Raw genomic sequence first — 21,802 nt, 5'->3', positions numbered from 1 at the left:
GACAAATACTTTTACAATGTAAGAGATAGGGGTTACAAAAAATGAAAAAAATATGTATTATTTTAGGATTCTTCTCAATGATACTGATATGTAGTACAAATGTAAATGCTGAAGAAATAGATGGAACTGTTGCTGAGCCAAATCAAGAAACAATTATCTCTAATGCAAATACAGTTTCTCCGGGTGTTAATGAGGGGATAATTAATTCTACATGGGGGACTTCTCCTGTGGAATTTAATAAATCCGATGGACGACTTATTGTAAAGAAAGGAATAATTTCAACTTATACCTATATCACATCTTATGTAGACGAAGATCAAAAAATTAATAAGAGTGATGTAAAAAGTGTTGTGTTTGAAGATGGAGTACAAGCGCATGGTTTTGGTGGAGTGCTATTTGCTGCAATAAATAATTGGATCAAACTTGAAAGCATTACGGGGAGTCTAGATACATCTGGCATAAATGATATGCATTCTATGTTTTTTAATCCTACTTTGTCAAATATTGAGTTAAATAACTTTAATACATCAAATGTAACTAATATGTCCAATATGTTTGCTGGATCGCGAGTTAGTGAGCTGAATTTGAAAGATTTTGAAACATCTAATGTAACAGATATGACTGCAATGTTTCAAAATATGCCTAATCTAAGTAATTTAGATGTGAGTAACTTTGACACGTCAAGTGTAACAAAAATGAGTATGATGTTCGATACTATTCCTAACTTACAGACTTTAAATTTAGATAATTTCGATACATCAAAAGTGAGAGATATGAGTTATATGTTTAGGAGAGATTATGGTATATCAAACCTAATATTAAATACATTTGATACGTCAAATGTATTTAATATGACTAGTATGTTTGAAATGATGTCTAATCTTGAAGTTTTAGATATAAGTTCTTTTGATGTATCAAATACAGGACAAATGTACAGTATTTTTTATCAAGATTACAAGTTAAAAAACATAACATTAGGAGAAAAGTTTAAATTTAAATCTGTATCAAGTTTACCAGAAATAGATCAAAATAATGGGAACTATACGGGAAGATGGATTAAAAATAATCCAATAAAGCCACTTAGCATATATAATAGTAGTGCGTTATTTGAGGAAAATTATGATGGAAAATTACCTGGAACATATGAGTGGGAATTGTCTAACATGAAGTCAACAGGAGCAATAATCACAAGATATGTTGATGAAGATGGTAATGATATAAGCGAACCATTAATTTATGATCCTCTTGGAAGTGTTGGAGATCCATATGAAACCCAACCTATTGAGATAGAACACTGGAAATTAAAAGAAATACCTGATAATGCTAAAGGACAGTTGACAGAGAAAGAGCAAGTTGTAACTTATGTATATGAACGAGAAGATGGTGCAGCAGTAACTGTAAAATATGTAGATGAAAAGGAAAACGAGCTTTCAAAAGCTATGATCCTTCAAGGAAAGTATGGGACAGAGTATGAAAGTCAACCAGCTACAATAAAAGGTTGGAAGTTAAAACAAACACCTACTAATGCTTCGGGAACATTCACAGAAGAAGAACAAACTGTAACATATGTGTATGAACAAAAAGATGGAGCATCCGTAACAGTGAAATATGTAGATGAAAAGGGAAATGAGCTTTCAAAAACTGTGATCCTTCAAGGAAAGTATGGGACAAAATATGAAAGTCAACCAGCTACAATAAAAGGTTGGAAGTTAAAACAAACATCTACTAATGCTTCAGGAATATTCACAGAAGAAGAGCAAACTGTAACGTATGTATATGTAAAAGAGAAGAAGGCAACACCAACAACATCAACAGCACCTTCAAGCGCTTCTAAAGAAACAGCTAAAGATAGTGTAAAATTACCACAAACTGGTGAAAATACTACATTCAATACATCGTTAATGATGTTAGGTGTGTTAATTTTAGGCTTGAGTGGCTTATTAACTTATAAGTATAAATTGAAATGAATATTTGATGTAAAATAATCTGTTTTTGGACTACAAGCAAGTATAAAGATGGTAAATACACTTTGGAAAAAGTTGGTAGCACCAGTTTTATATTTAATAATAATTAACCATATTTTTAAAGAAAAGTGGTTTCAAAACTTTGAATCCTTCCTATTTACCTTATAGGAGGGATTTTTTATGTTAGATAAGCAAGAAGAGAAAAAGATTATTTATGAATTAATGAAAGAATTAATGGTAGAAAGGAGAGCATTAAGCCAACAGTATTATGAATTGAAACAGTATTTAGATTCTCTTAATCAGCTTCCTGTGGAGCCTTCAAAAAAAGAATTCAATAGAAACAATACACTTTTAGAAAAAGAAAAAATACGAAGCAAAGATGAATTCTACAAAAAAAATAAGTCTTCAAATCATATTCCATTTGACCGTATATCTAAAAATATTTTATCGATTTTAAAACAAAGCTCTGTACCACAAAGTAATAAGCAGATTTTAAAAAGGCTTAATACAGAGTATGAGCTTCATGTAACATACTCAAATTTGACGAATAATATTCTACCCAAAATGCTAAACGAATATTCTCTTCCAATCGAAAGAGCTTATCGTGGGTATTGGCAATATCGTTTGAAAAATTCATAAGGGGGAGCGTAATTGAAGGCAGAATTAGAAATTACCTATATCTTTATTAGCTACCTCACTGTTACTCTCCAACGACAAGCCAGTGCATTTTATAAAAAAAAGTTTAGAATAAATTCCTACGAATCTAAAGAATTAATTGATGAAGAAATTGATTTAACAACTGAAAATTTTAATTCCTTTGAAAAAATAGACTTTCAATTTCAATTAGAAGAATTACTTGATAACTTTCATCTTTTGACTAAAATAGAAAGGTTTATATTACTGGAAAAACATGTAAAGCAGCGTTCTGATGCTGATATTGGAAAAGCGTTACACATTAGTGGACAAATGGTCTCAAAAAAAAAGCGGAAAGCGTATGCAAAATTAAGAAAGATTTTTTCTTTTCAATAAAAGAAAAACGTATACGATCGCCTCCTTATTAATCTTAGCATCTGCTAATTAGTAGTAGCTACATCACTTTTAAGGTGGAGATAATTATGGAGATAAAAAATCTAGTTCCATTGATTCGTCTAGCTCAAAATGGAGATGAAGCAGCCATGCTGGAATTATTTTTAATGTTTGAACCATTTATTATTAAACAAGCACGTCGTTATACAAAGTATGTAGATGAAGATTGTTATCAGGAATTAGCTGTTCAATTTGTTGTTGCGGTCAATTCTTTTGATCTTAAAAAATATACAGATGAATAAATAATAAGCAGATACTTTGAAACTTTAGGTTTCAAAGTATCTGTTTTTCACTATTTATTTAGTGAAGGCATAAAAAAGCCGTTTGTTCCTTGAAAATTTAATAAGGTACTTTTAAATTACGTTCCTTGTGACCAGAGCTACAGTATAACCACGCCAAGACACTTAGTGAGCGATATATGGTTAATACCAAACTTGATGTAGGTAATCAAGTTGTGATGACGGTAACAGAATATAATGATACTTCCGCAAGGCTCCCGTAGACTGAGGAGAGGTGAAATTCCTATGTGCTTTACCTAGAGCGATTTAAAAGTGAGTAGATTTAAAGTGTTTCTGATTGACTGACTAGTAAATTAGTAGAAAAATATACGATGTCAAAAAGTCATGAAGTTTTTTTTATGGACATGGAGGGATTGAAATTAATTTAGAATCTATCGAGAAACAGTTAATTAATACATTAATTCCTTTTCTAGAGAGCTACACAACAACACTATTAAAAATAAATAGGTTACCATTGGTTTTAACTAATGATGATTTGAAAAGAGAATTTCAAATTAGTGATAGTACATTAAATCGATTAATCAAGTTAACCGATTTTCCGAGCTGTTGGTATGGTATTCGAGGTCATTATTCAAGAGATCAGATAATGAGTTGGTATAAAAAAAATGACTATGAAAACTTTAGAGAAAAAATGAAGTTATTACGTTCAATATAACCTTCAAATTTAAAAGGAAGTGCACTATAATGGTAGGTATAGAGAATATAGTAATTCAGATTTGGCTTTCCAACCTCCTTCAAATTGAGGAGGAAATGTAAGAATGGTAACAAAAGATCGATTTAAAAAGCATACTAGTGCTACTGGTGTTGTTACCTGGTACTTTCAAGCATTTAGAACAACACGAAGAGGATTCAAAACAAAAAGAGAGGCACAATTAGCATTTCTTGAGCTAAAGAAAAATCGACAAAATAAAAAGAAGTTTGTTAATTCAAATGAAAAGTTTTCAGTTGTCGCAGATCAGTGGTTTAAGTACTACAAATCTTTGAGAGAACAAAAGGCCAGCACATATGACAAGCGTCAGGACTTGATTGTTGTTCTTAAACGATGGATTGGTGAAAAGAAACTAGTTGAATTAACCCCTGATTTTTTAGAAGAGTTGATGTTTTCTTTGAAAGAAAAAGGAATTGATGGTATTTCTCAAGGGTATTCAAAAAACTCTTTGTATTCATTAAGACAGACATTGAACATGATTTTCAAGTACTGTTTGAAACGAGAGATATTAAATGCTAACCCATTGACGAATATTCGCATGCCTAAGTATCAAAAGAGTGTAAGTGAATTGAAAGAGACGTTGAATACTTTGGATCAGAAATATCTAACGATTGAAGAGCTTAGGACATTGTTGAATTATTCTATTATCCATGAGGAGTTACCGCTATCGACACTTTTTCATGTTCTGTTTTATACAGGATGTCGGATAAGTGAGGCACTGGCTTTACAAGTCGAAGACATCGATTTTGAAAACAATGAAATTCTTTTTTACAAGCAAACATCTGTAAGAGGGAAGCAAATGGATTTTAAAATTGAAACGACAAAATCAATCAGTTCAGTAAGAAGAGTAGTAGTAACCGATTTAGTGATGGAGAAACTTCAACAGCTTATCACAGCACTTGATGGTATGAGATCACAGTTTGTTTTTCGATCAAAAGAGAACTACCTTTTTGTTTATCTAGCTCCGTTTAAAAGAGGAATCCCATATCGTAGAGACTACGTAAATAATCACATCAAACGTTGCGTTGAACGTTGTGGAATCAATAAACCTTTTCATACACATCTTACCAGACATACAATGGCGAGTTTAGTTGCCGAGCATTGTAGTTGGGAAGTTTTGAAAGGAAGACTGGGCCACGCAGATAAGTCAACTTCGGAGATTTATCGCCATCTTACGTCGGATGAAAAATTGAAATCATTAAAGGCATTTGAAGCGTTGGAAAATTAGAAAAAACCACCGTTTTACTGTCGTCACGGTGTAGTCAACACAAAATAAAAGGCTTTATACCAATAAAAAAGTGACTTTTCATTAGAACAAAGAAATCCGTCGTTAATCTTTACTATTCGACAAACGAACACCCTCTTGCTCAGCAAGAGGGTGTTTTTGTGTGTAATTAAGTGGAAAATCAACATTGACTAAGACCAGAAATACTTTCTATAGTTGTTCCTAGTTGCTCTAATATAAGACACCAAATTGATAACCATTTGCTTGATAAAACTCTATTAATTGTGGCAATGCTTGTTTTGTTAATTCCTTATCTACTGAATCATGCATTAAGACTACTCTAATATTATAATCTGGATAAACCTCAAGTGAATGTTGATGGAAAGCAAGCATTTCTGCGACTGTAGTAGGCTGTCTGTCTAACGGCTCCGCATCCCCAACCATCGCATTCCAGTCAATCCAATGGATGCCAAGTTGTTTGAATAATTCATCAGATTTTTCTGTACCTCCCCATGACATATGACCTCCTGGGTATCGCCAGAGAGTTGTTTGAAATGTTTCGCCCAATATTTTTTTAAGAGAGTTCTCCATGTCCGCTATTTCCGCTTGTATTTCTTCAATGTTGACAATCCCGTTTGGATATAACGTTGCATAATCATGAGTTGAACTATGAAAGCCTATTGAATGTCCTTCTGCAACTTCGCGTGTCACTATCTTTTGATTTTCGGAAGTTAGGGTATTTCCTACAAGAAAAAAAGTTGCGTGGACGTTATACTTTTTTAATGTATCTAGGACTTGTGGGGTTATTTGATTATTAACGCCATCATCAAAGGTTAAGAATACTAATTTTTCACCTTTGTAAGGTTGTTCTCCAGTTATATATTTTCTGATTTTGTCTGCTGAGTAAGCATATTTTTTTGATGAAATAGTCATGTGTGTTGATTCCTTTTCTAACTTGGTCGGGGAATCTTTTTTTGCAGTTGAATTTTTAGTCGATGTCTGCGTAGTATCATCATTTTTACTTGTTATCTTGGGTTGAGTTAATAGGAACGTTTGAATGAAAACAAGAACAATGAGGATTAACGCACCAAATAATACATACTCGTTTATTTTGAATTTTCTTTTCTTATGTCGCATACTTTCACTCCTCTTTGGTTAATGAAAAAGTTAAAAAATACACCTCCACGTTATACAAAATTGAACGTCCTATTAGTTATAGACGAATTTGAGGACCAAAAAGTTTCAATTTTTTCAATTTAGTTAGTTGTTTATTTAATAAAAAATAAAAGGTTGCTAGAGGATGAAAGGAGTATAATTTATTTATCTAGAAGAGTAATCGGAATGAGAAAGGGCTGTGGAAATGGATCATCAACAGGTGTTGAAAAATGAAATTAAACAATATTTAGTGAGTAAAAACTGTGAGAAGACGTATTATCATTGTATGGAAGTTGGAGAGTATGCCTATCAACTTGGTGAAAAATATTTAACTAGTCCAGAAAAAGTAAGTATTGCAGGATATTTACATGATATCTCTGCGGTTTATCCAAATAATCAGAGAATTAGTGTCGCACAAAAATATGGGATTGAATTAAACGAAGCAGAAATGGCCTTTCCAATGATAATTCATCAAAAAATTTCTAAGTCTATTGCGAAAATGGATTTTGGTATTGAAGACAATGAAATTTTATCAGCTATTGAATGCCATACAACATTGAAGAAAAACTATTCGGACATAGATTTAGTTTTGTTTGTCGCTGATAAAATAAAGTGGGATCAAGAAGGTAAACCACCATACTTAGATGGTTTATTACAAGCTTTAAATTGTTCTTTAGAAAATGCCGCATATTTCTATATCGATTATATTTTGAAACACGATATTAAAGTTGTGCATCCTTGGTTATGGGATGCTTACAATCAACTTAATTTGACAATTAAATAACAAATAAATATAGCCGTTTTTAGTCGAGTTTTGCTGGTGAGAAAAGGGGAAAAGTAGTACAGTATTCTTGTCAGAAAGAAGGGATTCCCAATGAAAAAAATAATCTTGATAGGTCTTTTATTGAGTATTTTATCAGGATGTTCTTCCAACAAAAATGGTGACAGCACTGCAAGCAAGCCGACAGCAACATCAGAAATGAAAGCACCTGTTACCGTTAACAACAGCCAAGCGAGTCAAATGAGCACGGAGTCAAAATCTAGTACGACTCAAAGTAATTCTTCTGCTTCTAGTAAAGCTGAAAATCAGTTGTGGTCTGCGCAAAAAAAGCACAGTTACAACAATTTATGGCTGATTGGGGGCAACGGATGAACCAAACGTATAAAGAATATACACCAGGAAATTCAATCAATTTTAATGGCGTCCAAGCGCCTGATGGTCTAGTAGGAAATGTTACTATGCAACCAGCGATTGATCAGCATCCCATTTATTTAGAATGGTCTGAAAATGGACAAGTGAAGGATGGATATGCGTTAGTTGCTGTTTACTCTGATGCAGAAACGCAACCAGAAATGCAAAAGCATTTGTATTTATTCACCATCGTTAACAACCAGCCCTTAGTTTTAGTGACGATGCAAAATCAAGGAGATCCTTATGGCTATCTGTATTTTGGAGCAACAGATAATGCAGAGTTGAGGGCTGGGTTTGAAAAAATTGTAGGTGCCCCGTCAATTACTAAAGAACAAATCCCAAATATTTCAGTCAATCCGTGGTCTTCAAAAGAGGAAGCGATTGATTTTTACGAAGGAATGTATAAAAACACGGCAAACGAAATTTCAACTCAAATTGACTGGCATAACTATCAGCGGGCAAATTGGCGCGAGGTAGAAACAAAAGGCGACACTATGACATTACATTTTGCCAACGTGGGCGGTGCTGGGGGCTCATATACACAATTCACGAAAGTTGGTACGAATACTATTGTTGTATCGTTTGATGGCAATGCTTCTTATCCCGATAACCCAAGTAGCGTTTTACTCGTGCAAAACAGTGATTATAAAGTTTTAAGGACTTTGAATCAGTAATAGGGGAAATACATCGTTTACTTAAACATAGGCAAAGGCGGGTTGCTTACCTTTTTATAAGTAACCTGTCTTTGCCTATGTGCTATTTTTTTGGATAGAGGTGCTCAGAGTAGGGGATGTTTTTCTGGGAAGTTTTTATGCTAGATCTCTATTTGACTAGGCTCAAATAGATCTGAATCAATCGTTGAAGTGATATCTGTTTATATAAAGATAGGCTAAATTGTCATTTTTTTACGAATCGTCGTTCATGTTAAAATAAATGGAGAAATGTTTTAGTATTCATAGTAAGTATTTTATCGTAGAATAAAAGATATACTAACAATGGAGCGATGAAAATGCTAAAAGAAGAAAGATTAAATGCGATAGTCTCTCTAGTAGATCAAAAAGGGGCAATCAAAGTTACTGAAATTATGGAACGATTAAATGTTTCGGATATGACTGTTCGTAGAGATTTGACAGAATTAGAAGCAGCGGGGCGTTTAAAACGAGTACATGGAGGAGCTAGCAGTTTAAATACATATCGTCCACATGAACTGTCTCATGATGATAAACAAATTATTAATAGTGTTGAAAAAAAAGAAATTGTCCAAAAAGCATTAAGTTTAATTCACGAAGAAGAAACTATCTTCCTAGGACCAGGAACAACTATTGAACTTTTGGCCGAGGCAATGGAATTTAAACATTTAAGAGTAGTAACAAACTGTTTGCCTGTGTTTGAAACGTTAAGTAAAAAAAAGAATGCGTTGACCATTTATTTGGTTGGTGGAGAAATGCGACTTTTAACTAAATCTTTTTTTGGTGAAATCGCTAATAAAGCATTAGAAGAAATGCATTTTCATAAAGCATTTTTTAGTTGCAATGCGTTAAAAGATAATAAAATTATGACAGCGACTATTGAAGAAGGACAAACACAAGCAATTGCATTAGATAACTCAATAGAAAAATATTTGTTAATGGATACTTCTAAAGTAGAGAAACAGGATTTTTATTCTTTTTATCAATTAGAAGAAGTGACAGCGGTAGTTACAAATAAAGATAAATTTGACACATCTAAAGTATTGGAAAAAGTTGTCAGGGTGATCTACTAAAAAGAAGAGGTGCATCTGCACCTCTTCTTTTTAGTTTCCCTTATTGAGCTTTTTGAGCATAAATAATATTTCGCTTCTTCATTTGTTTTGCATACCAAATGAAAATCAGTAGATAGGCGACTAGCGCCAGACATGCGTATAAAATAAATTCTAGTTGACCTTGTGATGCATTGCCGACTAAGTATCCTAAGAATTTTTCCATTGGCCCTTCCATGGTAGTATGTGAAATTAAAGTATTATTATTTAGACCCGCTGGGAAAGCACCAACTTTTTTTGCGGTTTCGGTAACGAACGGTGCAATTAGGGTACCAGACCATAAGAACAAAGGTAATTCGATTGCTCCAATGATAATCATTCGGATGAGTTTACCTCTTGTTACTACTAGTAGAGCAGGGGTTACACCCATTGCAATAATTCCGCCAAGTGGTAAAAGTTTGTTGCCAGGTAGGACAATGGCTTCTAATAGCATAATTGGAGCCAATACGTTAGCTGCTGCCCAGATTTCAGCACGACCAGCTAAGAAAGGCCAATCTAAACCAATATTAAGTGTACGTCCTTTTAATTTATTCGAAGCAAAATCAGTGATACCTTGTGATAAAGGCTCAACTGCAGCGATAAACCAAGTTCCAATTAAAGAGAATAGTTCCAAACAGACTGCAGCCGTAAAGGATAGAGAAAAAATTTGCGTGGGTGTTTGGCCAGCTAAAAGACCCACAAAAATCCCTAAGTAAATCCCGATGGCAAATTTTGATCCCCAAAAGCCAATTTTACTATTCAATTTGGCAGCGTCAAAATCGTATTTATCTAACCAAGGGAAAAGCTTATCAAAAATTTTATCAAAAACCATAATGATTGGGTTCATCATATAGTTCATATGCGTGGTAGTCATAGGATTGGTATCTGGGGCGTTAAGTAAATCGTTAAACGTTGGTTTCATTAAGTCAGAATTGATAATTTTTAAAACACCTATGAAAATAACTAAGATTGTTGCAATTATTAAGTTTGCGCCACAAAAAATAGCAAATAAACCAACAATCGATAGATGCCAAATGTCGAAAATATCCACATCTAATGTGTTCGTTTTATTTAGAATTAACATAATGACATTGACAATCACCATAATTAAAAGAAAGTAAAGGGTGTAAGGAGATCCCCAAGTGATGGTGGCCAAAGGTGCCCAACCAACATCGGTAATATTTAAAGAAATTCCTGTACGTTCTACGAAAGAGGCCATTGCATCTGAGAAAGCAGTAGTTAAAATTCCTATAATAGCACTGATACCAGTTAAAGCAATTCCTAGTTTAAGACCACCTTCTAATGCGCGAGTGGGTTTTACCTTAAAACAAAGGGCAATCAGTGTTAAAACAATAGTCATTAAAGGAGCAGCACCTAAATCAATTAAAGGTTTAAAAATTGTATTTGCTAGGTCAATAATCGTATTCATTTATTTTCTCCTTCATAAGCTAAGATAACAAAATTTTTATCTTAGTTTTGTTATTGTTGACAATGAAGCGTAAGTAATTAGTCTAAAAAGGAAATCATTTGTTTAAAGAGTGAATGATACTTTCCATTTGTTGATAAACAGGTTCAGCCATTGCTGGAATTCGATAAAGAATTGCGCCTGCATCAACTACAGGAATCGTGATTGGGAAACCTAAATCTGTTTTGGCGATTTGGGCGAAAATATCATAATGGGATAGCATCTCTTGATTGATATCTTTAATCATTACGGCATCGCAAGAAACTTGGTAGCCTCTTTTAGATAATTCTGTTTCTAATGCAGATTTGATTTGATGGCTAGAGTTTACCCCAGCCCCACATGCAGCTAAAATTTTAATCATGTTAAATCTCTCCTTTAAAATTTTTTTGTAAAAAACGATAAACTTCTTCTTTATCTTCACATTGAAAAAAAGCCAATAGTGATGAACGGTCTGTCGTGTTAATAAAATCCATGATAGTCGCTAAAAGACCCGTTTGTTCAATACCGTTTTCATTTAAAATCATGAAAAGAAAGGAAACAGAGAGCGTTTCATCTGGGATAATCATGTTATGAAATGATAAGGATTGTTTCAATTTAATCGGGATAATTCTTGTCGTCCGTACAAAGGTACTTTCGGTATGCGGAATGGCGATATTCGGTAGTGCAGGATCAATCGGTGTTAAACTTAAACCAGTCGGATAGTTATGTTCTCGTTCCAATAAATTAGTTAGAAAATCAGGTGTAACTAATTTCTTTTTTAACAAGTCTAAATAAACTTCTTCAAAAACTTCTTCTTGTGTTTTTTTGTTTGAAATATAGGTAGTATCTAATGAAAAAATCGATGTTTTAATAACCATAGAACCCCTCGTTTCTTTAATATATTATTATTTATTTACAAGTATAATATAAAACGCTTTCAAAAAGATGTCAACACAATATTAAACAACAATAAACAAAAAAAGAAAATAAATGTTGAATAAAGTTCGATATTGTTTTATTATGTTTTCGAGAAGGGGATTTGAGTTTAAAGAAAGGGACAGAATTTTAATAGTAGATACACGAGGTAAGGAGGAAAACAAAATGCGTGTCATACTTGGTTCAGATTTAGATGGAATAAAATTAAAAGCAGAAATGAAACAATACTTATTGCAAGAAAAAGTTGAGGTAATCGATAAAAGTGAAAGTGCTTCGGAAGACTTTATAGAAGCAACGCTTGCTGTGGCTCATGAAGTTTTAAAGGATACTGAAAGTTTAGGAATCGTTTTTGATGGTTATGGGGCAGGTAGTTTTATGACTGCTGCTAAAATTAAAGGAATGATTGTCGCTGAATTGTCAGATGAGCGTTCTGCATATATGGCGCGAGAACACAACAATGCTCGGATGATCACGGTGGGCGCAAAAATTGTTGGAACGGAACTAGCCAAAAACATAATAAAAGAATTCTTAACAGGTCATTATGCAGGCGGGCGTCATCAAATACGTGTAGATATGTTAAATAAAATGGCTTAACAAATAATAGAAAGGAAGCGTTTTTATGAGAATTGCCATTGGTTGTGATCATATTGTGACGGATACCAAAATAGCAGTTTCTGATTTTTTGAAAGCAAAGGGATATGAAATTTTAGATGTAGGCACGTATGATTTTACTCGAACTCACTATCCTATTTTCGGAAAAAAAGTGGGAGAAGCCGTAATGAGCAATCAGGCTGATTTGGGTATATGTATTTGCGGAACAGGCGTTGGAATTAACAATGCGGTTAACAAAGTGCCGGGTATCCGTTCTGCTTTAGTTCGCGATATGACTACAGCGTTGTATGCGAAAGAGGAATTGAACGCAAATGTTATTGGTTTCGGTGGGAAAATAACAGGAGAATTCTTGATCTGTGATATCGCTGCTGCCTTTATTGAAGCACACTATCATCCAACAGAAGACAACGAACAACTAATTGAAAAAATTAATCAAGTTGAAAAACAACATCCAGAACAACAAGATGCGCACTTTTTCGATGAATTTTTAGATAAATGGCAACGAGGAGCCTATCATGATTAGTACGTAATCAATGAGGGTTACTTAAGAAAGCGGTCTTAAATAATAATCATTGGTATTTGAGTTAAATTCCCCTTCATTAATTTTTATTGCTGTTTTAACGTAGCACTGTAAAGAGCATTATTAATAAAAAGTAGTAACAAAGGAACAAATTGAAGGCTATACAGGTAACCATAAAAAGTACACGAGTTCTTTTCTCGTGTACTTTTTATGGTTTCACTGCTTGTTTTATTTTAGTAATTATTTTTCTATAAAAATAGTCCCAGAATTATTAAAATAATCCCGATAACTAAACTGCCGATGCCAGAAGCCGTACCATATTTTTTACTTAGATGTATATCAGTAGTATTTTTAGGAATCAAGTTTGAGAAAAAATAAAATTTTTTTACCAAGATTAGATATGCAACAAGTAAAAGTAATAATCCTAAGAGAAGATAACTAAGATTTTCAGCTAATAAATCTAGATGAGCTAATAACAATATCCCCAAAAAGAGGCCTACCAATCCATATTTCATCGTTTTTTCTTTTGCTGACATATAAATATCCCTACTTTACTTTTTAATTTATTAAGAGCATAAAACCATAGATTCGATATAAGTTCATTTTGTTGTATCCAAAAGAGCATGACCTGGAATGACCTATATAATTAGAAAATTGGAGTGATATATAGTTATTTTACCATAGCTTAAATGAGTTGATTAACTCCGAATAATGTACAACTATGTACACCTATTGTGGGTGGAATGTGTGTTGGGACTTTGCTAACCTAATAGTTGAAAAAATGAATCAATAAATTTAGAAAAGGGACTATTCAAAAGCAACTTTTTTGGGAATTGCTATATTATTTATTTTTTTAAGCGTAATCAACTAAATGTTTTTATGGATAAAGAAAGTCATTGTTCCTTGTCATCAAGCTACAACAGCCAAATTCATTAGAACTTTTTTAGTGAATGACTTTAATTTTAGAAAGGTACTGTTGTTAAACATTCATGCTATCAAAGGAGTGTGAGGCGAACGAAGCAAGTATTTTCATTTTATAAAAGTTGTATTATGGACTCTTAAAAAGAGGTGATTTAAAAAATTTTGAAGTGGAAATGTTAAGAAAGGAGAGAGGAAATGACTTATTTAGTTCTGGTCAGTCATGGCGATTTTGCTAGAGGATTAAAAAATTCATTAGGAATGTTTGCTGGCGATGATATAGAGACAGTCGGAGTGTTTGGCTTACAACCTGGTGAATCTACCGATAATTTTGGTAAGCGGTTTCTTTGTGAAGTTGAAAAATTACCGCAGGAAACGAGGCTAATCGTTTTGGCTGATATTGTAGGCGGGAGTCCACTTGCTACTATTTGTAAAGTATTAGATAAGCAAAAAATGCTAGAAAATTCTCTGATTGTTGGAGGAGTGAATTTTCCAATGGCTTTAAATGCACTTTTATTGAAAGAAACTAGTGAATTATCTGATTTGAAAAAAATGATAGTAGCAGATGCTTGTCATGGCATTAGAGAGTTAACTATAACTGAGGACGATGTAACTGAAAACGATATAACTGAAGAGGATATCTAAAGGAGAAGATGAACATGTCAATTTCTTTTGTTCGAATCGATGATCGAATGATTCATGGCTTAATTACTTTACGTTGGACTAAAGAAATGCCTTGTGATGGCATTATAGCTGTGAATGACAAAGCAGCAAGTAACCCTATTTTAAAGGAAGCTTATAAAGCAGCTGCACAAGATAAAAAAACCTTTATTTGGACAATGGCGCATTTTTTTGATGTAAAGGATAAAGTATTAGCGTCTAAGTCAAAATACTTTTTGATTACAAAGAGCCCTTTGGATATGAAAAAAATTTTGGTGGATTGGCATTTTGTTCCAAGTGAAGTAAAAATGATTAATGTTGGACCGGGGAATGATCGCGAAGGGACAATTAAATTAGGGGATAACCAATCCTTTACAGCAGAAGAAGCAGCGGCTTTTGAAGAAATTGAAAAGGCTGGTTACAAAGTGGATTTTGCCTTGTTACCTGATCAACGAATTGGTTCTTGGGCGCATTTTAAAGCTAAATTTGGTTACTGATTCTAGAAGTTTTGAAAAGAGGAGAGTAGTATTATGACAATCAACTGGATACAAGCGGCTATTTTAGGCCTATTTGCTTGTCTGTGTTCAAATTCTTGTATGGCTGGACAAGCGGTGGGAAATTATACGATTGGGCGTCCTTTAGTCGGCGGATTAGTTTGTGGCATTATTTTAGGAGATTTAAAATTAGGAATCGCTTGTGGCGTAGCAATGCAATTAGTTTACATTGCTTTGGTCACACCTGGAGGCACAGTGTCTGCTGATGTGCGGGCAATTTCATATATCGGGATTCCTTTGGCGATGGTGGCGATTTCGACCAAAGGGTTAGATCCACTTGGCGGCTCTGCAGCCGACCTGGCTAAATCGGTCGGCACATTAGTTGGAACGATCGGAACGGTATTATTTTATTCTGTTGCTGCGTTAAATTTAGTTTGGCAATCGTTTGGTTGGAAAGATATAAAAAAAGGCAAGCTTGATCATTTATATGCCATTAATTTTGGTTGGCCGTGGATTTCTCATCTACTTTTTTCCTTTTTGCCAACCGTGATTTTAACCTATTTTGGGGCTACGGCTGTTACAGCAATGAGAGATGCATTACCTATGGATGGTCTTGCAATGAAAACGCTTTTTACTGTAGGTGGCATGCTTCCGTGTGTGGGAATTGCAATTTTGTTACGTCAAATTGTTAATAAGAACATTGATTTTGTACCTTTTTTTGTAGGGTTCACATTAGCTGCTTCATTAAAACTCAATTTAGTCTCAATAACGATTATTGCGCTTCTTTTTGCTGTAATTTTTTATAAAATTGCTTTGATTAAAAACAATACTAAACTGGTTGATTCAACAGGAAGTCTGACGAATGATGATGAAGAGGAGGACATATGAGATGGAAGAGTTGAAAGCAAATAAATTAGACCAAAAAACGTTAAAGCATTCTTTTCATTTATGGTTTTGGGGAGCGTTAACTTGTTTTTCACAACAGCATATGCAAACCTTCGGCTATCTTTCTTCAATGCTTCCTATTATCAAAAAACTTTATCCAAAACATGAAGACCAAGTGAAAGCCATTCAAGCATATACAGCTTTTTTTAACACAAATCCAATGCTTGGAACGGTCATTGTTGGTGTGACTGCTAGTATGGAAGAGGCTAGAGCAAGTAAGAATGAAATTGATGGAGAAACCATTAATGATATGAGGGCAGGATTAATGGGGCCAATTGCAGGGATTGGTGATTCATTAGTTGATGGTACCTTAATTCCTATCTTGTTAGGAATTTCCTTAGGAATGTCCACGGGCGGTTCGCCAATTGGTGCCATATTTTATATTATTGTTTGGACGTTAATTTCCTATTTTGGCCAACGCTTTTTGTATTTTAGAGGCTATCATTTTGGCGATAAAGCAGTAAGTTTCTTAGTTGGGAAAGAAGGAGCCGCCGTTAGAGTTGCTATCGGAGTTATCGGTAGTATGGTTGTTGGTGGGGTCCTTGCATCTTGGGTAAATGTAACTACTTCTCTTAAATTAATAGGTGCTGATGGAAAAGTTTTCCTTAAACTGCAAGATAAAATTGACAGTATTTATCCAGGATTATTAACGATACTTGTTACCTTGTTTTGTTGGTGGTTAATGTCCAAAAAACATGTTTCCGCTATTTGGACGATGCTTATTTTAGTTGTTATTTCTCTCGTTGGCGTTTTATTAGGTGTTTTCAATCCAGGATTAACTTACTGAACAATCACCAAAAAGGACTCTAAGTGTTAGAGCAAACTGGCTTTTGTAGAAAATCGATGACGAAAAAGCTAATAAATTAAATTCTTACTCTCTAAGACACAGAAAAAATCTTGTGATTAAAATAAAAATATATAAAATAGAAGAAATTTAGAGGCTAGCTTCTATTTTATATATTTTTTTGTTTTAGAAATTTAGTTGGTTTATTAGAATTTTAGGAAAAATTTTACGAAAAGTGTCGCAAAAATGGCTCCTAAAAACGGTGCAGTTCCGGGAACAATCAACCCATATTGCCAATCATTATTGGTTTTATTTTTGATTGGTAAAAGTTGATAGGCGATACGAGGACCTAAATCACGTGCTTGATTCATTGCGAATCCTGTAGTACCACCTAGCCCCATGCCGATTGCCCAAACAAGCAAGCCAACAGCAATGGGTAGTTGTGTTTCGTAGGAATGTGCAATCGCTAAAATAGATGTTAAAAAAATGAATGTTGCAAAAGTTTCAACAAAATAGTTTCTTGGTAAATTTCGTTGGTTCGGATTTGTAGAAAAAATATTACGAATGGCGATTGGATCGACACTATCGGCGGATAGCTTGAAATGATCAGCATACATAATATAAACAATGACGGCGCCACAAATGCCGCCTAACATTTCAGCGATGACATAGGGAATGAAGTAAGACCATGGAATCATTCCTAAAATAGCTTGAGCGAGGGCCATTGCTGGATTAATACAGACTCCGCCAAAGACGAACAGAACAACAGAGATTCCAAAAGCCCAAGTAGTGATTGCAAACATGTGACCAGAACCAGCGTATTTTGTTCGTTTTAGGACATCGTCGCAGTGAACACCTACCCCAAATACGATCATTAATGCAGTTCCCATAAATTCTGATAAGATATGATGAAACATAAGATAAAGCTCCTTTAATCAATAGTTTTGTTATTTAATGTTTGGACGAGGCGATAGACTTCCTCGATTGTAAAATTATATTGTTTAGCAATTCGTTCACAATCTTGGTATTCAATAGACTCTTTCAATAGGCCATGATAATGATTTTTTTTAATATGGACCTTACCAAAAGGTGTTTCCAAGATTTTGAAAGAACGGTCCATCACACTACGTTCCATTGTTTGAAAACGCATACCAATTGTAGAAGTATGTTTAAAGAGTAGTTCTGTAAAATATTCTTTTTCCTCTGTTGTTGTTAAAACCGTTAATAGAATGGCACTTCGGTTTTTTTTCATATGAATGGGCGTGAAAAAAACATCTAGAGCACCATGTTCCAATAATAGATCCATTACGTAACCTAACTGTTCAGGAGTTTGATTGTCTATATTTGTTTCAATTTTTAAGACTTGGTCATGGTGTTCTGTCCTCTTTTTTTTACTATGTGTTTCAGTAAAGATTGATCCTCTGAGGGCATTGAACTTGCCTGTTTCCCGTTTGCCAAATCCGTAACCTATTTTTTCAATTAATCGTTGTTCTGGTGCGACAAATAGAGGATTAAGTTCTTTAAAAATAGCTAAGCCAGTCGGTGTGACAAGTTCAGTTTTTATCTCAAAGTCTTGTTGAATGATTAAATTCGTTTCTTTACGTAATTCCATCACCGCAGGAACTGGTATTGGCATGACTCCATGGGCAATTGTGATAGTACCACTTCCATCTGTAATTGGCGTTGAATAGACTTGTTCAATCTCTAACTGTTCCCATAGGATAAAAAAGCCAACGATGTCAACAATTGAATCAATTGCTCCGACTTCATGAAAATGAATAGTGTCAATTGTTTGTTGATGAACAGCAGCTTCAGCTTTTGCAATGTCATAGAAAACATTTTTACTATGTTTTTTTACAAAATTGGACAAGTCGCTTTTTTCAATTAATGTATAAATATCTTTTAAATTTCTAGAATGGCTATGATGATGTGCATGTTCTTTCGTTTCATGATGTTCATTTTCGTGGTGAGGAGAGAGACTGTGTTTTATACCGTAATCCTTTTTTCCATGTTGTAGGAGAACATCGAAATCTGTTCCGTAAATACAACTTTTAGCAATTCGTTGGGCTTGAATGGTGAACCCATCGATGGGAAGTTTTTTTAATTCGATTAACAGTTTGTTTAAATCCCCGCCTAAGTCAAGCAACAATCCATTTAACATATCACCACTAAGACCAGAAAATGGTTCTAAAAATAAGCTTTTCATAGTGAAGACTCCTTTATTTGATTAATCATACTTGCATTATAAGCGGCACCAAACCCGTTATCTATGTTGACTACACTAACGCCAGAGGAACAACTATTTAGCATTCCTAAAAGAGCAGTCAGCCCTTGGAAATTGCTGCCGTAGCCTATGCTAGTAGGGACGGCAATCACTGGCACGCTAACTAGTCCGCCTAACACGGACACCAGTGCGCCTTCCATGCCTGCAATCACAATAACCACCGAAGCCTGTTGAATCTCATCTAGGTGAGCGAACAAACGATGAATGCCAGAAACGCCTACATCATAGATACGTTTTATTTGATTCCCGAAAGTTTCTGCAGTGATTGCTGCTTCTTCAGCAACGGACATGTCTGACGTTCCAGCAGTAACTATCGCAATATAGTTTTTTGTTGTAGTCTCCATTTGGTTGATAACGAAACAACGTGCAAGTTCATAGTAGGTTCCATGAGGAAAGTTCGACTCTAAAGGTTGGGCTTTTTGTTGTGAAACGCGAGTAACTAAGATTGTATTGTTTTCTTTTCTTAAGCTATTGATAATTTTGATGAGTTGTTCAATTGTTTTCCCTTCCCCATAAACGACTTCTGGATACCCAGTTCTTTCTTTACGCTGCGTATCAATTTTTGCAAAGTCTAATTCGCAAAAGCCATTTAATTTGTTTGTTGCTTCTTCTAAAGATAATTTTCCCTCTTTAAAAGCTCCTAAAATTTCTTTCGGTTGCATAATACAACGCTCCTTATTCCTGATTTCTCAAGGATCATTATTCTACAATGACAGACAAGCCATCTCGAATCACAGTCACTTTTGCATTTAGACCTTCTCTTTCAAATGCTCGCTCTAACGCTTCATCAAACGTTTTTGCTATTTCCATATGCATCGAAGTGATAAGCTCAGGATCAACAAGATCTGAAACAAAAATTATATGATGATGAACTAAAATTCGCGCTAAAATTTGCGAAGTCCATTGATCTGGCACGGTTTCTAATCGTGGTGTATGGATGGCTGCTTCTAAAAATTCGTTTGGATTTTTAACATTGGCAATATTTTCATAAAAACCTTCACCACCGTGACCATCACGACAACCAGCGACCATAATAATGACACCGCCGTCTTTATTGGTTGCTTCTGCAGCGGTCATCCCTTTAACTGCTTGATAAATGTTTTGATCAAGTGGAAATCCGCCATTCGTTGAAACCGCAATGTCGCAAGGTATTTTTTTGACACGGGCAATTTCTTTTACAAAGTTACAACCAACTTTATGCGCTTCAACCATATCGCCTGCAAAGGAACCAATAATTTTTTTGTCACCATCTAAAACGACATTAACAATAAAAGCTAGATTCGCTTTAGCGGCAGCGTAGACCATATCATTATGAATCGGATTATCCGTTAAATTTCCTGTCCGTGAGTTGGAGGAATCAATAAATTCTCCAGAATGGTTAGCCATGATGGTTTTATAAGAAGCAATTCCAGGTAAAACAGATTTACGTCCACCAGAAAATCCTGCAAAAAAGTGTGATTCAATAAACCCTTCGGCCAGCAGTAAATCTGCTTCTGCTGCAATGCGATTAATGATACAATCGCCCCCTGAAGGTAGTTGACCGATTTTGACCATTGAGGAATCATCAGTAGAGATATGCATAACGATTTCTTCATTCTCTACGATCTCTTTACCATATTTGCTAATCAGTTCTTCTCGTGTAGAAGGGCGATGAAAGCCTGTAGCAACTAAAATCCGGATTCTAGCTGTTTTGTTCACTGAACGAATTCTACGCAAAATAATTGGGGTGATAATATGTGAAGGAACGGGACGTGTGTGATCGGAACTAATGAGGACAATGTCTTTTTTACCCTTAGCTAATTCTTCTAATGGAAGGCTTCCAATAGGATTGTCCAGCGATTTTTCGACTGTTTCTTTCTCAGTATATGGATTTGAAAAATGTTCAGCTTTTGATTCGAGAAGCCCAATAAAATTTTTATCGGGAATTCTTGCAGTAATCATTTTCTTGTCATAAGGTAGGTTAATTTCTACCATAGCAATCATCTCCTAAGTAATATTTTACGAGACTAAGTATAATGAAATTTAGGAATCACACAGTCCTTATTGTGGGTAACATTTGCTAACAAAAGGTTGGTGAGAGTGTTTATAATAGTTAACGAATCAAACAGAAACTTAGTCAAAGGAGTGACAATTATGGAGTCAGATTATCTTACAGCTTTCTTAGATAGAAAGAAGACGCCGATTATCAAAAAAAAACGCCATACTTATCTCGCTTATCATGGATTGGAGGAAGCGTACACCTATGTATTAAAGAAAGGGGTCGTTAAGACGAGTATTATTTTAAAGGATGGACGAGAATTTAATCTGTCGTATATTGTGTCTCCTGACATTATTTCATTGTTACGTGATGAAGTATCAAATTATACATCTGCTCCTTTTAATATCCGCATTGAGTCGGAAGAGGCTAGCTTTTATCGGATACCAAGGACTGTATTTTGGGAATATGTTAAAGAAGATGCTGTTCTTCAAGATTATGTACGGGATTACTACCGTGCAAAATTATCAGAGAGTATTAGTTCCTTACAGAATATGACAATGAATGGTAAGAAAGGGGCTGTTTGTACTTTTATTTACCAATTAATTGATTTGTTTGGTGTACAGACAGAGGAAGGAATATTAATTGATTTTCAAGTAACTAATGAGGATATTGCGGGGTTTTGCGGGATTTCAACGAGAAATAGCGTAAACCGAATTATCCATGATTTAAAAGAGGAAAAAGTCATCGATATCAAAAAACAAAAAATTGTGATTTACGATCAAAGTTATTTAGCTGATTATATTGATCGATAAGATAGGAG

24 protein-coding genes and 1 pseudogene are annotated in these 21,802 nt (G+C 34.4%); 16 read left to right on the top strand and 9 right to left on the bottom strand.

The window, feature by feature from the left end:
• Positions 1-41: 41 nt before the first annotated feature.
• The 6 genes from IGL86_RS07570 (at position 42) to IGL86_RS07545 (ending at position 5,286) form a co-directional block, all read left to right on the top strand.
• Positions 42-1,967 (top strand): MucBP domain-containing protein, encoded by a 1,926-nt coding sequence (locus tag IGL86_RS07570; protein ID WP_104671146.1) that lies wholly within the window; start codon positions 42-44, stop codon positions 1,965-1,967.
• Between the two features lie 177 nt (positions 1,968-2,144).
• Positions 2,145-2,603, top strand: a complete 459-nt coding sequence (locus tag IGL86_RS07565) for a hypothetical protein (protein ID WP_104671147.1) — start codon at positions 2,145-2,147, stop codon at positions 2,601-2,603.
• A gap of 12 nt (positions 2,604-2,615) precedes the next feature.
• Positions 2,616-2,993, top strand: a complete 378-nt coding sequence (locus IGL86_RS07560) for a sigma-70 family RNA polymerase sigma factor (protein WP_104671148.1) — start codon at positions 2,616-2,618, stop codon at positions 2,991-2,993.
• An 86-nt stretch (positions 2,994-3,079) separates the two neighbouring features.
• The gene (locus IGL86_RS07555; RefSeq protein ID WP_104671149.1) at positions 3,080-3,292 is read left to right on the top strand and encodes a helix-turn-helix domain-containing protein; all 213 of its coding nucleotides are present in this window, start codon (positions 3,080-3,082) and stop codon (positions 3,290-3,292) included.
• A 409-nt stretch (positions 3,293-3,701) separates the two neighbouring features.
• Positions 3,702-4,004: a DNA-binding protein gene (locus IGL86_RS07550; RefSeq protein WP_104671150.1), complete on the top strand. Its 303-nt coding sequence runs from the start codon at positions 3,702-3,704 to the stop codon at positions 4,002-4,004.
• 103 nt (positions 4,005-4,107) lie between these two features.
• Positions 4,108-5,286 (top strand): tyrosine-type recombinase/integrase, encoded by a 1,179-nt coding sequence (locus IGL86_RS07545; RefSeq protein WP_430605584.1) that lies wholly within the window; start codon positions 4,108-4,110, stop codon positions 5,284-5,286.
• 228 nt (positions 5,287-5,514) lie between these two features.
• Here the strand turns inward: IGL86_RS07545 and IGL86_RS07540 are convergent, their stop codons facing one another.
• Positions 5,515-6,420: a polysaccharide deacetylase family protein gene (locus tag IGL86_RS07540; protein ID WP_010713302.1), complete on the bottom strand. Its 906-nt coding sequence runs from the start codon at positions 6,418-6,420 to the stop codon at positions 5,515-5,517.
• A 223-nt stretch (positions 6,421-6,643) separates the two neighbouring features.
• On the opposite strand from IGL86_RS07540, the gene yqeK reads away from it, so the two are divergent.
• The 3 genes and pseudogenes from yqeK to IGL86_RS07525 all read left to right on the top strand — a co-directional run bounded on the left by yqeK (position 6,644) and on the right by IGL86_RS07525 (position 9,392).
• The gene (gene yqeK / locus IGL86_RS07535; protein ID WP_010713303.1) at positions 6,644-7,222 is read left to right on the top strand and encodes a bis(5'-nucleosyl)-tetraphosphatase (symmetrical) YqeK; all 579 of its coding nucleotides are present in this window, start codon (positions 6,644-6,646) and stop codon (positions 7,220-7,222) included.
• Between the two features lie 90 nt (positions 7,223-7,312).
• Positions 7,313-8,304 (top strand): annotated as a pseudogene (locus IGL86_RS07530) (DUF4767 domain-containing protein).
• Between the two features lie 335 nt (positions 8,305-8,639).
• Positions 8,640-9,392 (top strand): DeoR/GlpR family DNA-binding transcription regulator, encoded by a 753-nt coding sequence (locus IGL86_RS07525; protein ID WP_002362011.1) that lies wholly within the window; start codon positions 8,640-8,642, stop codon positions 9,390-9,392.
• Positions 9,393-9,432: 40 nt separating this feature from the next.
• On the opposite strand, the gene IGL86_RS07520 is transcribed toward IGL86_RS07525, so the two are convergent.
• From IGL86_RS07520 to IGL86_RS07510, 3 genes are all read right to left on the bottom strand, one after another.
• A complete protein-coding gene (locus tag IGL86_RS07520) occupies positions 9,433-10,836 on the bottom strand; it encodes a PTS galactitol transporter subunit IIC (RefSeq protein WP_002357183.1) in 1,404 nt (467 codons plus the stop codon).
• A 94-nt stretch (positions 10,837-10,930) separates the two neighbouring features.
• On the bottom strand, positions 10,931-11,233 hold the full coding sequence (locus IGL86_RS07515) for a PTS fructose transporter subunit IIB (protein ID WP_002357185.1): 303 nt from the start codon (positions 11,231-11,233) through the stop codon (positions 10,931-10,933).
• 1 nt (position 11,234) lies between these two features.
• Positions 11,235-11,729 (bottom strand): PTS sugar transporter subunit IIA, encoded by a 495-nt coding sequence (locus IGL86_RS07510; protein WP_002357187.1) that lies wholly within the window; start codon positions 11,727-11,729, stop codon positions 11,235-11,237.
• A gap of 223 nt (positions 11,730-11,952) precedes the next feature.
• Here IGL86_RS07510 and lacA point away from each other — a divergent pair, with 223 nt between their 5' ends.
• Entirely contained in the window at positions 11,953-12,381 is a 429-nt protein-coding gene (lacA, locus tag IGL86_RS07505; protein WP_002357188.1) for a galactose-6-phosphate isomerase subunit LacA, read from the top strand.
• 25 nt (positions 12,382-12,406) lie between these two features.
• Positions 12,407-12,922 (top strand): galactose-6-phosphate isomerase subunit LacB, encoded by a 516-nt coding sequence (gene lacB, locus IGL86_RS07500; protein WP_033626013.1) that lies wholly within the window; start codon positions 12,407-12,409, stop codon positions 12,920-12,922.
• 245 nt (positions 12,923-13,167) lie between these two features.
• Here the strand turns inward: lacB and IGL86_RS07495 are convergent, their stop codons facing one another.
• Positions 13,168-13,455, bottom strand: coding sequence for a hypothetical protein (locus IGL86_RS07495; protein WP_002357190.1), 288 nt, complete (start codon positions 13,453-13,455; stop codon positions 13,168-13,170).
• 580 nt (positions 13,456-14,035) lie between these two features.
• Here IGL86_RS07495 and IGL86_RS07490 point away from each other — a divergent pair.
• The 4 genes from IGL86_RS07490 to IGL86_RS07475 are packed head-to-tail and all read left to right on the top strand — an operon-like array spanning position 14,036 to position 16,723.
• Positions 14,036-14,482, top strand: coding sequence for a PTS sugar transporter subunit IIA (locus IGL86_RS07490; RefSeq protein ID WP_033626010.1), 447 nt, complete (start codon positions 14,036-14,038; stop codon positions 14,480-14,482).
• A 14-nt stretch (positions 14,483-14,496) separates the two neighbouring features.
• Positions 14,497-14,994 carry a PTS system mannose/fructose/N-acetylgalactosamine-transporter subunit IIB gene (locus tag IGL86_RS07485; RefSeq protein WP_002357192.1) on the top strand — a complete coding sequence of 166 codons (498 nt, stop codon included), beginning with the start codon at positions 14,497-14,499 and terminating at the stop codon, positions 14,992-14,994.
• Between the two features lie 33 nt (positions 14,995-15,027).
• Positions 15,028-15,879, top strand: coding sequence for a PTS mannose/fructose/sorbose/N-acetylgalactosamine transporter subunit IIC (locus IGL86_RS07480; protein ID WP_002357194.1), 852 nt, complete (start codon positions 15,028-15,030; stop codon positions 15,877-15,879).
• Positions 15,854-16,723 carry a PTS system mannose/fructose/sorbose family transporter subunit IID gene (locus IGL86_RS07475; RefSeq protein ID WP_002394543.1) on the top strand — a complete coding sequence of 290 codons (870 nt, stop codon included), beginning with the start codon at positions 15,854-15,856 and terminating at the stop codon, positions 16,721-16,723. Before IGL86_RS07480 ends, IGL86_RS07475 begins: the two co-directional genes overlap by 26 nt.
• A gap of 203 nt (positions 16,724-16,926) precedes the next feature.
• On the opposite strand, the gene larD is transcribed toward IGL86_RS07475, so the two are convergent.
• From larD to larA, 4 genes are read right to left on the bottom strand one after another with little or no spacing between them, the layout of a single operon-like run.
• Entirely contained in the window at positions 16,927-17,637 is a 711-nt protein-coding gene (larD, locus tag IGL86_RS07470; protein ID WP_002357197.1) for a D/L-lactic acid transporter LarD, read from the bottom strand.
• 14 nt (positions 17,638-17,651) lie between these two features.
• Positions 17,652-18,926: a nickel pincer cofactor biosynthesis protein LarC gene (gene larC / locus IGL86_RS07465; protein ID WP_002374601.1), complete on the bottom strand. Its 1,275-nt coding sequence runs from the start codon at positions 18,924-18,926 to the stop codon at positions 17,652-17,654.
• Positions 18,923-19,666 carry a nickel pincer cofactor biosynthesis protein LarB gene (larB, locus tag IGL86_RS07460; RefSeq protein ID WP_002379543.1) on the bottom strand — a complete coding sequence of 248 codons (744 nt, stop codon included), beginning with the start codon at positions 19,664-19,666 and terminating at the stop codon, positions 18,923-18,925. Before larB ends, larC begins: the two co-directional genes overlap by 4 nt.
• A 37-nt stretch (positions 19,667-19,703) precedes the next feature.
• Complete coding sequence (larA, locus tag IGL86_RS07455) at positions 19,704-20,978, bottom strand: nickel-dependent lactate racemase (RefSeq protein ID WP_002357200.1); 1,275 nt, start codon at positions 20,976-20,978, stop codon at positions 19,704-19,706.
• Between the two features lie 159 nt (positions 20,979-21,137).
• On the opposite strand from larA, the gene IGL86_RS07450 reads away from it, so the two are divergent.
• Positions 21,138-21,794 (top strand): Crp/Fnr family transcriptional regulator, encoded by a 657-nt coding sequence (locus IGL86_RS07450; RefSeq protein ID WP_010710262.1) that lies wholly within the window; start codon positions 21,138-21,140, stop codon positions 21,792-21,794.
• The last annotated feature ends 8 nt before the right edge of the window (positions 21,795-21,802 follow it).

It is taken from the genome of Enterococcus sp. DIV0774 (genome assembly GCF_050539095.1).
GTDB classification, from domain to species: Bacteria; Bacillota; Bacilli; order Lactobacillales; family Enterococcaceae; genus Enterococcus; species Enterococcus faecalis.
Note: the sequence above shows the minus strand (reverse complement) of the source record. Positions and strands in the feature narration are given on the sequence as shown.

Excerpts from the sequence above, each read along its gene's own strand:
- IGL86_RS07570 (WP_104671146.1), top strand. The coding sequence starts at position 42 with ATGAAAAAAATATGTATTATTTTAGGATTCTTCTCAATGATACTGATA.
- IGL86_RS07565 (WP_104671147.1), top strand. The coding sequence starts at position 2,145 with ATGTTAGATAAGCAAGAAGAGAAAAAGATTATTTATGAATTAATGAAA.
- IGL86_RS07555 (WP_104671149.1), top strand. The coding sequence starts at position 3,080 with ATGGAGATAAAAAATCTAGTTCCATTGATTCGTCTAGCTCAAAATGGA.
- IGL86_RS07545 (WP_430605584.1), top strand. The coding sequence starts at position 4,108 with ATGGTAACAAAAGATCGATTTAAAAAGCATACTAGTGCTACTGGTGTT.
- IGL86_RS07540 (WP_010713302.1), bottom strand. The coding sequence starts at position 6,420 with ATGCGACATAAGAAAAGAAAATTCAAAATAAACGAGTATGTATTATTT.
- yqeK (WP_010713303.1), top strand. The coding sequence starts at position 6,644 with ATGGATCATCAACAGGTGTTGAAAAATGAAATTAAACAATATTTAGTG.
- IGL86_RS07525 (WP_002362011.1), top strand. The coding sequence starts at position 8,640 with ATGCTAAAAGAAGAAAGATTAAATGCGATAGTCTCTCTAGTAGATCAA.
- IGL86_RS07520 (WP_002357183.1), bottom strand. The coding sequence starts at position 10,836 with ATGAATACGATTATTGACCTAGCAAATACAATTTTTAAACCTTTAATT.
- IGL86_RS07515 (WP_002357185.1), bottom strand. The coding sequence starts at position 11,233 with ATGATTAAAATTTTAGCTGCATGTGGGGCTGGGGTAAACTCTAGCCAT.
- IGL86_RS07510 (WP_002357187.1), bottom strand. The coding sequence starts at position 11,729 with ATGGTTATTAAAACATCGATTTTTTCATTAGATACTACCTATATTTCA.
- lacA (WP_002357188.1), top strand. The coding sequence starts at position 11,953 with ATGCGTGTCATACTTGGTTCAGATTTAGATGGAATAAAATTAAAAGCA.
- lacB (WP_033626013.1), top strand. The coding sequence starts at position 12,407 with ATGAGAATTGCCATTGGTTGTGATCATATTGTGACGGATACCAAAATA.
- IGL86_RS07495 (WP_002357190.1), bottom strand. The coding sequence starts at position 13,455 with ATGTCAGCAAAAGAAAAAACGATGAAATATGGATTGGTAGGCCTCTTT.
- IGL86_RS07490 (WP_033626010.1), top strand. The coding sequence starts at position 14,036 with ATGACTTATTTAGTTCTGGTCAGTCATGGCGATTTTGCTAGAGGATTA.
- IGL86_RS07485 (WP_002357192.1), top strand. The coding sequence starts at position 14,497 with ATGTCAATTTCTTTTGTTCGAATCGATGATCGAATGATTCATGGCTTA.
- IGL86_RS07480 (WP_002357194.1), top strand. The coding sequence starts at position 15,028 with ATGACAATCAACTGGATACAAGCGGCTATTTTAGGCCTATTTGCTTGT.
- IGL86_RS07475 (WP_002394543.1), top strand. The coding sequence starts at position 15,854 with ATGATGATGAAGAGGAGGACATATGAGATGGAAGAGTTGAAAGCAAAT.
- larD (WP_002357197.1), bottom strand. The coding sequence starts at position 17,637 with ATGTTTCATCATATCTTATCAGAATTTATGGGAACTGCATTAATGATC.
- larC (WP_002374601.1), bottom strand. The coding sequence starts at position 18,926 with ATGAAAAGCTTATTTTTAGAACCATTTTCTGGTCTTAGTGGTGATATG.
- larB (WP_002379543.1), bottom strand. The coding sequence starts at position 19,666 with ATGCAACCGAAAGAAATTTTAGGAGCTTTTAAAGAGGGAAAATTATCT.
- larA (WP_002357200.1), bottom strand. The coding sequence starts at position 20,978 with ATGGTAGAAATTAACCTACCTTATGACAAGAAAATGATTACTGCAAGA.
- IGL86_RS07450 (WP_010710262.1), top strand. The coding sequence starts at position 21,138 with ATGGAGTCAGATTATCTTACAGCTTTCTTAGATAGAAAGAAGACGCCG.